General features: G+C 70.4%; 13 protein-coding genes. 2 read left to right on the top strand and 11 right to left on the bottom strand.

Annotated features, from left to right (window positions below; genetic code table 11):
- Positions 1–186: 186 nt before the first annotated feature.
- Entirely contained in the window at positions 187–516 is a 330-nt protein-coding gene (locus tag AB0L75_RS27030) for a hypothetical protein (RefSeq protein ID WP_365185583.1), read from the bottom strand.
- Positions 513–806 carry a hypothetical protein gene (locus tag AB0L75_RS27025; RefSeq protein ID WP_365185581.1) on the bottom strand — a complete coding sequence of 98 codons (294 nt, stop codon included), beginning with the start codon at positions 804–806 and terminating at the stop codon, positions 513–515. The genes AB0L75_RS27030 and AB0L75_RS27025 overlap by 4 nt, the downstream gene beginning before the upstream one ends.
- Positions 807–1,402: 596 nt before the next feature.
- On the opposite strand from AB0L75_RS27025, the gene AB0L75_RS27020 reads away from it, so the two are divergent.
- Both AB0L75_RS27020 and AB0L75_RS27015 read left to right on the top strand, forming a co-directional pair.
- Positions 1,403–2,170, top strand: coding sequence for a helix-turn-helix transcriptional regulator (locus tag AB0L75_RS27020; RefSeq protein ID WP_365185578.1), 768 nt, complete (start codon positions 1,403–1,405; stop codon positions 2,168–2,170).
- Complete coding sequence (locus tag AB0L75_RS27015; protein WP_365185576.1) at positions 2,170–2,643, top strand: NUDIX domain-containing protein; 474 nt, start codon at positions 2,170–2,172, stop codon at positions 2,641–2,643. Before AB0L75_RS27020 ends, AB0L75_RS27015 begins: the two co-directional genes overlap by 1 nt.
- On the opposite strand, the gene AB0L75_RS27010 is transcribed toward AB0L75_RS27015, so the two are convergent.
- The 9 genes from AB0L75_RS27010 to AB0L75_RS26970 form a co-directional block, all read right to left on the bottom strand.
- Positions 2,631–3,200: an HD domain-containing protein gene (locus AB0L75_RS27010; protein WP_365185573.1), complete on the bottom strand. Its 570-nt coding sequence runs from the start codon at positions 3,198–3,200 to the stop codon at positions 2,631–2,633. The two genes, AB0L75_RS27015 and AB0L75_RS27010, sit on opposite strands and share 13 nt — an antisense overlap.
- Before the next feature lie 11 nt (positions 3,201–3,211).
- On the bottom strand, positions 3,212–3,649 hold the full coding sequence (locus tag AB0L75_RS27005) for a GntR family transcriptional regulator (RefSeq protein WP_365185571.1): 438 nt from the start codon (positions 3,647–3,649) through the stop codon (positions 3,212–3,214).
- Positions 3,650–3,706: 57 nt separating this feature from the next.
- On the bottom strand, positions 3,707–4,408 hold the full coding sequence (locus tag AB0L75_RS27000; RefSeq protein ID WP_365185569.1) for a hypothetical protein: 702 nt from the start codon (positions 4,406–4,408) through the stop codon (positions 3,707–3,709).
- The gene (locus tag AB0L75_RS26995; RefSeq protein ID WP_365185567.1) at positions 4,384–4,806 is read right to left on the bottom strand and encodes a RusA family crossover junction endodeoxyribonuclease; all 423 of its coding nucleotides are present in this window, start codon (positions 4,804–4,806) and stop codon (positions 4,384–4,386) included. Before AB0L75_RS26995 ends, AB0L75_RS27000 begins: the two co-directional genes overlap by 25 nt.
- Positions 4,807–5,164: 358 nt before the next feature.
- Positions 5,165–6,325 carry an SUKH-4 family immunity protein gene (locus tag AB0L75_RS26990; RefSeq protein WP_365185564.1) on the bottom strand — a complete coding sequence of 387 codons (1,161 nt, stop codon included), beginning with the start codon at positions 6,323–6,325 and terminating at the stop codon, positions 5,165–5,167.
- Positions 6,326–6,559: 234 nt separating this feature from the next.
- Entirely contained in the window at positions 6,560–8,869 is a 2,310-nt protein-coding gene (locus AB0L75_RS26985; protein ID WP_365185562.1) for a molybdopterin cofactor-binding domain-containing protein, read from the bottom strand.
- Positions 8,866–10,950: a 2Fe-2S iron-sulfur cluster-binding protein gene (locus tag AB0L75_RS26980; RefSeq protein ID WP_365185560.1), complete on the bottom strand. Its 2,085-nt coding sequence runs from the start codon at positions 10,948–10,950 to the stop codon at positions 8,866–8,868. The genes AB0L75_RS26985 and AB0L75_RS26980 overlap by 4 nt, the downstream gene beginning before the upstream one ends.
- Positions 10,947–11,840 carry an FAD binding domain-containing protein gene (locus tag AB0L75_RS26975; RefSeq protein ID WP_365185557.1) on the bottom strand — a complete coding sequence of 298 codons (894 nt, stop codon included), beginning with the start codon at positions 11,838–11,840 and terminating at the stop codon, positions 10,947–10,949. The genes AB0L75_RS26980 and AB0L75_RS26975 overlap by 4 nt, the downstream gene beginning before the upstream one ends.
- A 258-nt stretch (positions 11,841–12,098) precedes the next feature.
- Positions 12,099–13,769, bottom strand: coding sequence for a beta-N-acetylhexosaminidase (locus AB0L75_RS26970; RefSeq protein WP_365185556.1), 1,671 nt, complete (start codon positions 13,767–13,769; stop codon positions 12,099–12,101).
- Between the last annotated feature and the right edge of the window lie 55 nt (positions 13,770–13,824).

Genomic DNA, 13,824 nt, shown 5'->3' with positions numbered 1-13,824 from the left:
AGCTCGCGGAATCTGCCCGTAAGCGCGAGAACCTCGTGCGCTCGCTGGTTCGCCCGGTGCAGGGTGCTCACCTGCGTACTTGCACAGATGCGACCGCGGTACGTCTCAAGGAACCCGCGTGAACTCCAGTTGGGATGCCATAGCGGGCGCCGGTCGGGTCGAAGCACTTGCCGAACGCCCCCGACATCAGGCCACCGCTCCCACCAGCGCCTCAGCCGGAATGGGGGCGTAGGCCACCAGCTCCAGCCCAGCGCCCGCGTACTCGACGGACGACCGCAGCACGCGCGTACGGCCGCCGCTCTGCGTGCCGTGGGTCACCGCGTCCGGCGCGATGCCCAGCGCGTCCCGCCAGCCCTCGAACCCGGCCAGGTCGTCATGGAACGCCAGCTCCAGCCGCTCCGGGTAGATCGGGGTCACCCGCACGGCCGGTGCCGACAGGTGCCCGAAGTCCGCGGCCAGCAGGCGCAGCGCCCGCAGCGGCGCGGCCACGTCGTCCAACGTCAGACCCTCGTTCATGCAGCAACCTCCTTGCGCGCCGGGCGACGGCGAGTGGGGCGGACCAGCGGGACCACGTTGAACAGCTCCGGGTTGTCGTCGACGACCCGCGCGGCCAGGCGGATCAGGTCGTCGGGCAGGTCGCGGAACTGGGGGTCGGAGAGGATGTCGCGCGCCGCATCCAGGCGGGCCGCGCGTTCCTCGGCCGTCTCGCCCTCGACACCCAGCCACAGCTCAACCGGGGTGCCCAACGCCAGTTCCGCGAACTCCGCGTCGGTGACGGCCTCATGACCAGCAACGATGTACTTCATCGACGTCTCTCCTCACAGTTGAACGGCCCGAACGGCGGCCCCGGGAGCTCCCCCCGGGGAAGGCGCGAGCCGTGTGCGTCGGCGTCTCGTGTACGAGCGCTCACGGCCACCCGGCACCCACCGCCGCGTACGGCGCCGGTGTCGGGGACCGTGAGCACTGGTGCTCAGCGCGAGCCCGTACGGCCCGCGGAAGGTTCTGTGGTGTCAGATCACGCAATGCCGTCACCGCTCCGGTGAGCGGATCCGGGCAGGTCACCCGGCCCGACATGGGCGGTCGGGGTGGTGACCCGCACCCATCGACCGCCCGTGTTCAGGCGGCTGGGTCGGCACTCTGTTGAGTTCTTCGCAGGACGGAATCCGGGCCTAGCCATCCGGGTCCTGCATGAGGAACATGTATTACGTGTTCCTCATCTTGCAGAGGAAGGTTCGCCCCGTCAAGCCCTTCGGCTTTGTGGAGTTCAGCGAGACCCTCGCGCTCGATGTACCTACAGACTGGCCTCGGCGCCGACGACGAGCGACCCCGTACCTGTACGGCTTGGGTCGCTCTTAGCTAGCGTGAAGTCGTACCAAGTCGTCCCAGTGAGGCGGAGGTTGGCGTGGCGAACGAGCGACTGAGGGGCGCCATAGTGGACTTGGGCCTCACCCTCGATGAGGTGGCCCAACGGCTCGGAGTGGCACCCAAGACGGTCGAACGGTGGATCAACGATCCCGAGCGCAAGCCGTACCGCCGCTTCCAGTACGCGACCGCCTCACTGCTGAAGTGCGAGGTCTCGTACCTGTGGCCGGACGAACGGACGTCCGCAGAGGTCACAGCCTCCGGCAACGCGGAGTTGGTCAGGCTCTATCCGCACCGCTCCGTGGTGATGCAGACCCTTTGGACCGACCTGTACTCCAAGGCGAGGCGACAGTTCGATGTGCTGGTGTACTCCGGGTTCTGGCTAACCGAAGACGCGACGTTCCACCGCATCGTCAAGGAGAAGTCAGCCGAGGGAGTACCGATCCGCTTCCTGCTGGGGGAGCCGGCGTCGCCAGCGGTGGCCGTACGCGGAGACGACGAGGGGATCGGTCCAGCGATGGCGGCGAAGGTCCGGAACGCCCTCGTCAACTACGGCCCGCTCTTCGGCCTTCCCGGCGTCGAGTTCCGCCTGCACGACACGACCCTCTACAACTCGATCTACCGAGCCGACGACGAGATGCTGGCGAACGGCCACATCTACGGCGTTGGCGCCTACATGGCACCGGTGCTGCACCTACGACGCGTGCCGGGTGGCGAACTGTTCGACGCCTACGCTGAGAGCGTGGAACGGGTCTGGGAATCTGCCCGGCCTATCTCCTCGCCCGCCGACTGGGAAGGCAAGCACTGATGAGCCGTATCGACTACTTCCGCGACCCGAACGCCCCGAAGGCCAACTCAGTCGTGCCCTCGGTGACAGCGGTTGTCCGGGACGACTCGGGACGACTTCTTCTCATCCACAAGACCGACAACGATCTGTGGGCGCTGCCCGGCGGAGGCCACGACATCGGCGAGCGCATCCGTGACACGGTCGTCCGGGAGGTCTTGGAGGAGACCGGCATTCAGGTCGAGGTCGACAACATCGTCGGGCTCTACACCGACCCTGAACACGTGCTCGCCTATGACGACGGAGAGGTCCGGCAACAGTTCTCCATCTGCTTCCGGGCCCACCGCGTGGGCGGTTCCCTACGTACGAGCAACGAATCGAAAGAGGTCCGCTGGGTCGACCCAGCGGACCTCGATGGATTGGACATCCACCCGTCGATGATGCTTCGCATCAGGCACGGGCTAGACGAGACGCGGCGAGAGCCCTACATCGGCTGATCGCTCGTAGAGGCTTGCGCCAACCGCTTCCCAACCCGGTCGGCCGCCGCGTGGATCTCCGGGGCGGCACGTTGGATGAACCGCCCCACGATCGTGTCCGGGCCGTATCGCCGCACGATCTCGTCCAGCCGTTCGGTCGGCGTGGTCTGCGTCCCGTCCGGCGTCGTCGTCATGTCGCAGTAGAGGAGTGCGTCGACCAGGTCCGGACGCTCTAGCTGGAACTCGTCCTCCAGCTCCTGCCTCAGTCCCCGTTCTTCTGCTTCCAGGAGAGCGCAAGAGTGATGGGCGACGAGACGCACTACCCGTTCGTCTGCTCGCTCCTGATCCCGAAGGAACCGCGCGCCGTCCAATGGGTGAAAGCCAGTGGTGGCGATGGCCGGCGAGTACCCGACGTCATGCAGCACGGCGGCGGCCTCCAGCAGCTCCGCGTCGTCGCCAAGGATGGGGCTCAGGGAGCGAGCACGCTTGGCGACCCCGAGCGAATGTGCCCAGCGGCGTGGCAGCGGTTCGGACAGCATCGTCTCGGAGAGCCCGTAAGCCCACTCAGTCAGTCCCATGTCGGCCAAGACTACGGCCGCGCGGTGGGAGTCGGGAGGGCACGTACTGTGCGCCCCTTCCCGTGAACGGTAGCGAGCAAGCCGTTCCCTTCCATCTGCGCCAGGACGCGCCGTACAGCGGTCCGGGACGCACCGAACCGCTCGCACAGTTTCGCCTCCGACGGGTACGCGTCGCCCACCGACAATGAATCCTCCGTGATCACATCCACCATGCGTTCATCGAGAGATCGCCGATCGCCGCTCCGTGCCGGGCGCCACCCGATGCCGGGCGCGGACTCAACCACGCCGTCAGCTTCGAGGACCTTGAGCGCGCGACGGATCGTGTTCCGCGAGACGCTGTGCGAACGCATGAGTGCCGCCTCAGACGGCAGGGGCTCGCCCTCCTTGATCTCTTTCCGTAGCGCTTCCGCAATGACCAGAAAGGTTCCGCGCGGACTGGCCTCCGGCACTTCAACTCCTCTCGCGTTGCTCCATCGCTCGATGCCAAGGTTGCCACAGCAGCTTAACTACTCAGCCCCGTTCGCGGATGTCTGCGCCTGGGAAATCTCCGCATTTACCGCCTGTGTCATTTGCATGACGTGACGAATGGTGTCACCGTCGACGACAGCCCCCACTGAAAGCCCGTGGACAATTCCGTTCCTGATAGGCTGGAGTTCACGAATATCGCGATAGATACCCTCCGAGATAAGACCTTCGGAAACCATCTTCTCGGCCATCTGACGGACGCCCATGCGATACAAATTGGAGTCCCCCTCCAAGTGTCGAGCCAGAGTCCATTCCAGCACGGAAAAAGCTAGAACGAACGCAGCCCGCAAAAGTTCCTGGCTCCCAGAAGACTCGGCGGACTCCAGGAGGTCAGAAACCGCTTGGAGCCTCTCCTTGATCTCGGCCGCGTTGGCCAGATGAGGAGCGGGAGGGAGAACAATGACCTCGACATCCCAACCTTTGAACCTATGAAGCAGCTTACGGATCCTGTCAATGCGAGCCACTTTCACCTGAGAGTTGAGAGCCCTCTGGTGAATGACCTCAAAAACGATACCGCTACCGTCTGGCCCCACCGCTACCGCGTCAAACTCCTGCGGACCATCGGCCGGAAAATCATCAGGGAGGAGGTCAGTGCCGACCACCCCGATATACATCACCCATCCAGGAGGAAGCTTTTCCTGGCGTTCGCGCAGCGCCCTCACTGTTGCATCTTGCCAATCCACGGCAACTCCTCCTGCGGCATAGCGCCATATATCGTCACGTAAACAAACGGCTCGCCAGAGACCAGATATGGAAGAATAATCGATGGTGGATTCTTGAACCAGCCGTCCAACATATCTCTTCTAGATGCCGACACGTCTTGAATCTGCGCATCATCCATCATAACTTCCGGATACAGCCCATCGATGATGCGCTTCAAAATGTTGTCGATATCCACATCGGTTGACCCAGTATGGAAGTACGTAACCGATACAGAAACATCACTCAGCAGCGGAAATCCGTCTACTGGAAGCTTCTCAGTGGCGCACGTGCGAACATGCTCGATCCACCGCTGTTTCTTCTTCGCATCTTTCGAGTTAACCGAAAGCGGGATTCCGGGAACCACAAATTCCCATATCATCCAACCATTTCCCCTCCCTGGCTACACATCGTCTCGGCGTCAGCCTACGGGGCCAGCCGCAGCGTCCGCAGCCGTGCCGACTCACGGGCGTGCGAACCACGCACTCTGCGGCGCCGTGAAGGGTAGTGCCCGTCTCAGTTTCCGTCTCGTTCATCGCCGTACGCGGCCGTGCAGAGCCGTCCACCGTATCCCTGCGAAGGCAACTACCGCACGCGTCTGAACACCAGCGAACGACTCCGGATCACACCCCGACCAGCCCGGACAAACCTGCAAAGCGAGTTACGTGGGTTCGAATCCCGCCACGGCCTCTGGCAAGGGCGGTACCCCTCCGGAAGGGACGGGTGCCGCCCTTCGGTGTCTAGAGTGCCCCGCCCGTCTCGTCACGGAGCTGTTCCGTCCAGTAGTGCCAGGGGGTGTCCGGGAGGGTGGCGGTGGGGTCGAGGGTGGTCAGGGTGTGGAGCATGGCCGCGGCCAGTTGGTCGTAGGCGCGGGTCGTCAGTTCACGGCCGAGGTGCTCGTCGATGGTGCGCTCGTGGTGCAGGAGCCAGAGCGTGAAGGCGAGGGTGGAGACGTCGGTGTTGAGGGGGTGGAGCGTCGCCTGCGGCTCGCTGAAGGTCAGCACCGCGCCCGTTCTGCCGTCGACCACCAGGCTGGTGTCCTCGATGAGGCGGCCGAGGCGGATCAAGTGGTCGGCGTGGGCCGGGAGTTCGCCGAGGGGGTGGTCGCCGGCGTACTCGTCGGTGGCGTACTCCCGCAGTGTCGGCAGCGGGACGTCCGTGTCGGCGTGGAAGAGGACCGTCTCCTCCGGCAGGCCGGTCTCGCGCAGGAAGCGCCGGGTCGGCTCGTGCGTGAGCGTCGGCGGGAAGTCGACCTCCTCGAAGCGGGCCACCCGGCCGTGCCCGAACTCCTGGTCCAGCAGGCGGGCCGGGACGTCCAGGGTGAGCCCGGACGCCGGGCCGGGACCCGTGGCGAGGGCGAGCGGGCGGATCAGGGCCGCCGCCTTCCAGTACGGCGGGATCTCGCCGCCCGTGCGCTCCTCGAAGAGGGAGAGCAGCCGGCGGGTCGCCTCGGCCGCCGTCCTTGGGCCGTACTGCCCGGCGAGCGAGGCGAAACGGCCGCGCAGACCGGCCAGTTCCTCGGTGACCGCGGCGAAGCGCAGCAGCGTGTCCAGGCAGGGCGCGAAGGGGCGGGCGCCGGACGGGTCGGAGAGGTAGGCCGTCGTCAGCTCGCCGGTGCCGCCGTCGAGCAGGATGGACTCGCGCGCCATGCCCGCCGGGTTGAGCAGTTCGCCTATCACCAGCCGGTCCCGCAGCTCCTCCGCCACGCGGAACGGGCCGTCCGCGGCGTCGGCGAGCGTGCGCAGGCCGTGCCTGCGGAGCGGGGAGAAGGTCAGCAGGTCGGTGTCCGCGGGCAGTCCGGAGCCGCTGAGCAGGCCGCGCGTCGGCGCGTGCGTGACATAGCGGTCCAGCTCCGCCTCGGTCAGCGTGATCGCCGGAACCCCGGCGTCGGTCGTGCTCATCGCTCCCCCGCGATCTTCCCCGTCGGTGCACACATCAGTCGGTTCGTGTGCGAGTCCATGCGTGGGCGTGCCCCCACTGCTCAGCACACTACGCCGCCCCACTGACAACGGCCCTCACCAGGAAGGACGTCAGGCGCCCCGGGCCCGTTGCGCGTCGGCGGGAATCGCCCGCGCCGTACCTGCGCCGTACCCGGTCCGTACGTGGTCAGCGGTGCCGACGGTGGTGTCGGGGGTTCACTGGGGTGTCACCACCGCTGCCTGCGGGCGGATCGGGAGCCGGTTGACCGGGCGGCCGGTGGCCGCGCGGACCGCGGAGGCGATCGCGGCCGGTGCCGTCACGACCGGGACCGCGCTGACGGACTTGGCACCGAAGGGGGCCACGACGTCGCGTTCCTCGACCAGTTTGACGATCCGGATGTCCGGGGCGTCCAGCGCGGTCGGCAGGGCGTACCCGGTCAGGTCGGGGTGGCGGATCAGACCGCGGGGCGTACGGAGGTTCTCCGTCAGGGCGATGCCCACGCCCTGGGTCACGCCCGCCTCGATCCGGGCGGCCAGCTGGGTCGGGTTGAGGATCCGGCCCACGTCCTGGGCGACCGCCAGCTCCACCACGCGGACCGAGCCCAGCTCGATGTCGACGTCGACCACCGCGCGGATCGCGCAGAAGGCCAGGCCCACGAAGGCGTCGCCCTGGCCGGAGGCGTTCAGCGGCTCCGTGGGATGCGGTCGGCACTGCGCCGTGGCCCACAGCTCCTTGCCGTCCATCGCCTCGGTGACCGTGGTCGACAGCACACCGTCGTACGACGTGATCTTGCCGTCCGTGATCTGGAGCAGCTCCGTCGACATGCCGAACTTGTGGGCGAGGGGTTGCAGCAGCTGGGTGCGGACCATCTTGGCCGCGCGCTCCACCGCGCCGCCCGACACCCAGGTGTGCCGGCCCCGGCAGCCCGCGCCGGCCGGCGGCTGGTCGGTGTCGACCGGGGCGACGTGGACTTCCTCGACGCCGAGGGTCTCCTGGACGATCTGCCGGGCGAGGGTGGTGAAGCCCTGGCCGGTCTCCACCGCGGCGCACAGGACGGTGGCGACTCCGTCGTGGACCTTGACCGTCGCCGTGGACACCTCGTCGGCGCCCTCCGCGCCGAGCATGTGCACCATGCCGAGGCCGTAGCCGACGCCCCGGCGCACCGCGCCCGGTTCGCCCGCGCCCTCGGGCCCGCCGGGCAGCAGCCACTCCTCCTCGGGCGTGTCCTTGGGCAGGGCGGGCAGCGGGAAGTCCCGTACCGCCTGCAGGAGTTCGGCGACCGGGGCGGGGCAGGTCACCGTCTGGCCGATGGGGAGCACGTCGCCGGTCGCCAGGACGTTGCGCAGGCGCAGTTCGGCCGGGTCCAGGCCCAGCTTCTTGGCCAGCTTGTCCATCTGCGCCTCGTAGGCGGCGCACACCTGCATCGCGCCCTCGCCGCGCACATGGCCGGAGGGCGGGTTGTTGGTGCGTACGGCCCAGCCCTCGATGAAGGCGTTCGGGACGACGTAGGGGCCGCACGCGAAGGAGACCGCGGCGGCCAGGGCGTCGGCGGAGGCGTCGGCGTACGCGCCCGCGTCCAGCAGGACCTGTGCCTCCACCTTCACCAACTTGCCGTCGGCGTCCGCGTGGTGGCGGTAGCGCAGCAGGGTCGGGTGACGGTGGGCGTGGCCGAGGAAGGACTCCTCGCGGGTCGCCGTGAGCTTCACCGGGCAGCCGGTCTTCAGCGCGAGCAGGCCGAGCGGCAGCTGGAAGCCCTGGTCCTCGCGGTCGGCGGTGGCGCCCGGCACCCCGGTGACGACGATCTTCACCCGATCCGGGGACAAGCCGTAGCAGGCCGCGGCCGTGTTGCGGTCGGCGTGCGGGTCGGTGGAGGCCAGGTACAGCTCCACGCCGCCGTCGGGACGGGGCACGGCGAGACCTGCCTCGGCACCGATGGGCGCCGGGTCCTGGCGCCCTATCCGGTACAGGCCCTCGACGACGACCTCGCCGGCGGCCTCCGGATCGCCGTGGTGCAGCGGGATGTGCCGGATCAGGTTGCCGTCGGGGTGCAGCGGCTCGGCCTCGAAGGCCTGCTCGGGGTCGGTGACGGGATCGAGTACTTCGTACTCGACGATGACGGCGGCGGCGGCCATCCGCGCGGTGTCCGGGTGGTCGGCGGCGACGGCGGCGATGGGCTCGCCGTGGTGCCGTACGACCTCGGAGGCGAACACCGGCCGGTCGGGGGTGCCCCGGCCGTGGCGCGGGGTGCCGGGCACGTCCTCGTGCGTGATGACGGCGCGTACGCCGGGCATCTCGCGCGCGTGGCTGGTGTCGACGGACAGGATGCGCGCGTGCGCGTGCGGGGAGCGCAGCACGGCCGCCCAGAGCAGGCCCTCGGCCCACAGGTCGGCCGCGTACGGGAAGGTGCCCTCGGTCTTGGCGCGGGCGTCGGCGTGCGGCAGGGAGGCGCCGATGCCGTGCGGCCACGGCTCCGCCTCGGGAGCGGGTTCCGCGGCGGTCGTCGCCGTGGCGGCTTCGTTGCTCACGCCTGGCCTCCGTCCTGGCCGTAGTGCGGGCCGTGCGGGTCGTGCGGCCCCGGGGTGCCGTGCGGCGGCGTGCCGTACGGGTCGGGCGCGCCGTACTGATCGGGCGCGTCGCCGTAGCCGACAGCACCGGCCGGGGGCGTGTCGAACGCGCCCGGCGCCTCGAACGCCGACGGGTTGACGCCGCCGGAGCCGGGGCCCGCCTGGTGGGGAATACGGACCTCGTCCGCGTCCGTCTCGGCGTCGCCGGGGCCGGCGTGGGACGCCTCGCGTTCGGCGACGACCTCCTTGACGGCGTCCAGGACGCCCCGGTAGCCGGAGCAGCGGCACAGGTTGCCGCACAGCGCCTGCCGGGTCTCCAGCTCGGTCGGCGCGGGGTTGCCCTCCAGCAGGTCGTGCACGGTCATCGCCATGCCGGGCACACAGAAACCGCACTGCACGGCACCGCACCGGGCGAGCGCGCGCTGCACGTCGGAGGACTGTCCGTCGACGGCCAGGCCCTCGACCGTACGCACCTCGCTGCCGGCCGCGGTGACCGCCGGGACCAGGCAGGAGGCCACCAGACGGCCGTCGACCTGGACGTTGCAGGCCCCGCACTCGCCCTGCGAGCAGCCGTCCTTGGCGCCCGCGAGACCGAGCCGCTCGCGCAGCACGTACAGCAGCGACTCGCCGATCCAGGCGTCGGTGACGGGCCGGTCGACGCCGTTGACGCGCAGGACGTAGGACGCGAGCGGGTGGTCGTCGTGCGGCGGCAGCGGAGCGGAGTGCTCCTCGGCGGCGGCCGGCTCCGGCCGGGGCGCGGTGGCCTCGGCGGCGTCCTCGGGCGTGTCGTCCTCCCCCGGTGCCTCAACGGCCTGGGAGGCACCCCCGTCCGGTGTGGTCGCCTCGGGCGCGTCGGGCGTGTGCTCCGGTACGGCTGCTGCGGCCGGGGTCCGGGGTGCTGCCGGGGCGGCGGTCGCCGCCGCGTCGGCCGTGACGGGCGTTGTGGCGGCCCGCGGGGCCTCGGTGGGCTCTGGTGTGCCGTCGTGGCCTGCGGGGCCGTCAGCGGGGCGCTCAGGGGCCTGCGCGAGGCCATGGCCGTCGATGTCCGGCACGGACACTCGCTCGGCACCCGGCTCGGCGACCGGCTCCGCCGGCTCGGCGAACTCGCCGGGGTGACCGGCCTCGACGTGCGCGTGCGCGGCGTCGACGGGCCCGGCATCCGGCTGACCGACCGGTTCATGCCCGGCGTCCGCCCGCCCGGGCTCTACCCGCCGGGGCGCCTCCTGACCGGGCATCTCGTGCCCGGCCGCCTCGTGACCGGGCGCCTCGTGGCCGGCGGGACTCTGCCCGTAGCGCTCGTCCGGGGCATGCTGCTCATCCGGGGCGAACTGCCCATCCGCCGCGTACCGCTCGTCCTGCGCATACCGCTCGTCCAGCGCGTACCCCTGCGCCGCCGCACCGCCCGGGGCGGCCGGCTCGGGCGAACCACCCGCGGGATGCGCGTCGGTGTGGTCGGGCAGGACGGTGTGACCGCTGTGGCCGGGGTCCGCGGGCCCGCCCCAGGCGCCGCCCGCCTCCTCGGTCGCCCAGGGCGCGGGCGCGCCGCCGGGCAGCGTGGCCGGCGGGGTGCCGCCCCACTGCTCGACCAGGGAGGACGTGGTGAACTCGCCCGATTCGTCGGGGAGATCGCCGCCGGCGACCGGGATCGACCACTGCCCGGTGACGTCGTGTCCGGGCGCGGCCGGGGCCGCGGGCTCCTCGAAGGTCCACTGCTGGGTCGCGCCGGGCTGGTAGGTGAACCGGTCGTCGGCGGCCTGCGGCTGGGGCGCGGCGTTCGGGTCGGGCCACTGCACGCCGCTCGCGGGCGCGGCCCAGGTGCCGGCCGCGGCGGGGTCGCCGGTGCCGGGGACGGCCGTTATCCGCGGCGGCACATAGCCGTGCCCGGGCGCGGCCAGCGGGCTGTCGCCGTTCAGCAGGGCGTCGATGCCGCCCTCGGGGAGCTTGACGAAGGCGGTGGCGCCGTCGTCGTAGTCGCCCTGGGGCAGCGGGTCCCAGCGTCCGCCGCCCTGGGGCGTGCCCTCTCCGTGCTGGTCGTCGGTCACGACAGCGCCCTCCCCAGTGCTCGTCGGGCCAGTGCGGCGACGGTGCGCCGCAGGTGCAGTACGGCGGGCGGAAGCGGGGGCACCGAGCCGTCGGGCTCGGGTGCCGGGTCCGGGATGCAGGCCGCGGCGACGTACTCGCCGAAGGCGTTCAGCGCCTCGGGGACCAGCGCGCGGTCGTTGTCCCAGTCGATCAGCTGGGCGACCCACTGCTCGGCCTCCAGGGGCCTGAGCGGCATCGGCGCTATGGCACCGACGGCGCACCGCACTCCGCGCCGGGCGGGGTCGAGGACGAGCGCCACGGAGGCCAGCGCGCGGCCGGGTCCGGTGCGTCCGGTCGCCTTCAGGAAGACCTGCGGGGCGTGCAGCAGCGGCACGCGCACGTAGCCGATGAGTTCGCCGCCGCGCAGCATCTCCATGCCGGCCAGCAGGTGCGACACCGGGATCTCCCGGCGGGCTCCGCCCTGGCCCGCGATGATCAGCGTCGCCTCCAGGGCGGCGAGCACCGGCAGCGCATCACCCGTCGGGGCGGCCGAGGCGATGTTGCCGCCCAGGGTGCCCGCGTTGCGGATGTGCGGCGGGCCCGCGGCGCGCGCGGCGGCGGCGAGCGCCGGGATCAGGGCCGCGAAGTCGGGGCGGCCCATGCGTGCATGCGTGAGGCCGGCGCCGAGCAGCGCGTGGCCGTCCTGGTACTGCCAGCCGCGGATCTCGCTGATCCGCCCGAGACCCACCAGGGCGGCGGGCCGGAGCTGTCCGGAGTTGACGGCGGCCATGAGATCGGTACCGCCCGCGACGGGCACGGCGGTGGGCACGGCCGCGAGGGCCGCCACCGCCTCGTCCAGCGTCGTGGGCAGCGTGACGGCCTGCGCCGCCTGCGGTGCGTGCGTGGTCAAACCGGCTGCCCCTTCCCGCTGCCCCACCTGGTCCCACCTGTGTGGCCGTACGGTACGTGCTCACAGGGCGGACGTGGCAACTCTGGCACATCTTCGCAAGGGCCGAACGCGGGGGTCCGCTAGGAGGCATTCGCCCACCTCACCGCAGAGATGGTCCGTTTTCGCCTGGCATCACCGGTGCGCGGCGATTGACACTCTTTGGTGACCCTTGGAGCGGTTTTCCAGCACTTGTTCGGGACAGTCGCCTGGACGGGACGGTCACCTGTCCGGCGGCTGCCCCTCGATCGGGCGGCCGGGAACACCGGGGCGTTTCTGCCACGGGCGGGGACCGGTGGGCGGCCGGTAGGCGACGCCGAGGGCGTCAAGTCGCGCGTAATGGGCGCCCATACGGCGCTCGAAGCCGGCGAAGTCCCGCTGTGCGGGGGCGGGCAGCCGGCTCCAGGCCACCTCGGCGAAGGCCGCGAGCCGCGGGAAGGCCTGGTAGTCCACGCGCGCGGCGTCCTCCAGCACCTCGGTCCAGACGTTGGCCTGAGTGCCCAGCACATGCCGGGCCTCCGCCTCGCTGAGGTCGGCCGGAACGGGCTCGAACCGGTAGACGTCCTCCAAGGTGCGCACGAACCCGATCGGTACCGGCTCGTCCTCGCCCGGGGCCTGACGGTGGTCCAGATACACGTACTGCTCCGGGCACATGACGACGTCGTGTCCGGCCCGCGCGGCCGCGATCCCGCCGCCGTAGCCGCGCCAGGACGACACCGCGGCGCCCTTGGCGAGCCCGCCCTCCAGGATCTCGTCCCAGCCGATGAGCCGGCGCCCCCGCGCGGCGAGCCATGCGTCGAAGTGCCCGATGAACCACGACTGCAGCTCGTCCTCGTCGGCGAGTCCGAGGTCCGCGATCCGGGTCTTGGCGGTCACCGACCCGGTCCACTGCTCCTTGCGGCACTCGTCGCCGCCGACATGGACGAACCGCGACGGGAACAGCTCCAGGACCTCCTCGAACACTCCCTCGTAGAAGCGCAGGGTGGTGTCAGTGGGGGCGAGTACGTTGGCGGAGATCCCCCAGTTGTCCCAGACGTCCAGGGTGGTGGTGTCGATGACATCGGTGTTGCCGAGTTCCGGATACGCGGCGATGGCGGCCTGCGAATGGCCCGGTACGTCGATTTCCGGGACGACGGTGATATGCCGCTCGGCGGCATAGGCGACGATTTCCCGGATGTCGTCCTGGGTGTAGTAACCCCCGTGCGGTTTCTCCTCCCACAAGGGGGACGCGCGGTGACCGAATTTCGACCGTGCCCGCCAGGAGGCGGTTTCGGCCAGTTTCGGATACCGCTTGATCTCCAGCCGCCAGCCCTGGTCATCGGTCAGATGGAAGTGGAAGACGTTGAGTTTGTGCGTGGCCATCAGGTCGAGATAGCGCAGCACACCCTCCTTGGGCATGAAGTGCCGGGCCACGTCGAGGAGAAGACCGCGCCAGCGGAATCGGGGCGCGTCGTGGACGGTGACGGCCGGGAACTCCCACTCGGTCCGCCGGGTGACCGGGGCCCGCCGGAAGGCCTGCGGCCCAAGCAGTTGCCGGAATGTCTGGGCGCCCCAGAACAGCCCGGCCTCACCGGCGCCGTCGATGCAGATGAGACAACCGTCGGCGCACAGGCGGTAGCCCTCCTCGCTGCCGAGTTCGTCCTCCAGGGCGGGGTCGATCCGCAGCAGGATGCGGGAGCCGCTGTCGCGGTGCGGGGCCAGCGGCAGGCCGGTCGCCGCGCCGACGGTCGTCCGCAGCCAGCGTGCGACCCGCTCGGTGCCCTCGGTGGCGTCGATCTCGGTGCCCGCGTCGATGACGAATCCGGTGCCGCCGCCGGGCAGCGAGGCCGACAGGCGGCTCGGCGCGGGGATCAGCGCCGCATCGGGTTCCGGGAAAAGGGGCTGGTCGCTCATGTCGCCGGTGACACCTCCGCACGCACGTTGCACAGAGTGCAACGGCAGTTCCGTT

This window comes from Streptomyces sp. NPDC052101, assembly GCF_040680235.1.
Classification (GTDB): domain Bacteria; phylum Actinomycetota; class Actinomycetes; order Streptomycetales; family Streptomycetaceae; genus Streptomyces.
This window is presented reverse-complemented; position numbering and strand designations above follow the sequence as displayed.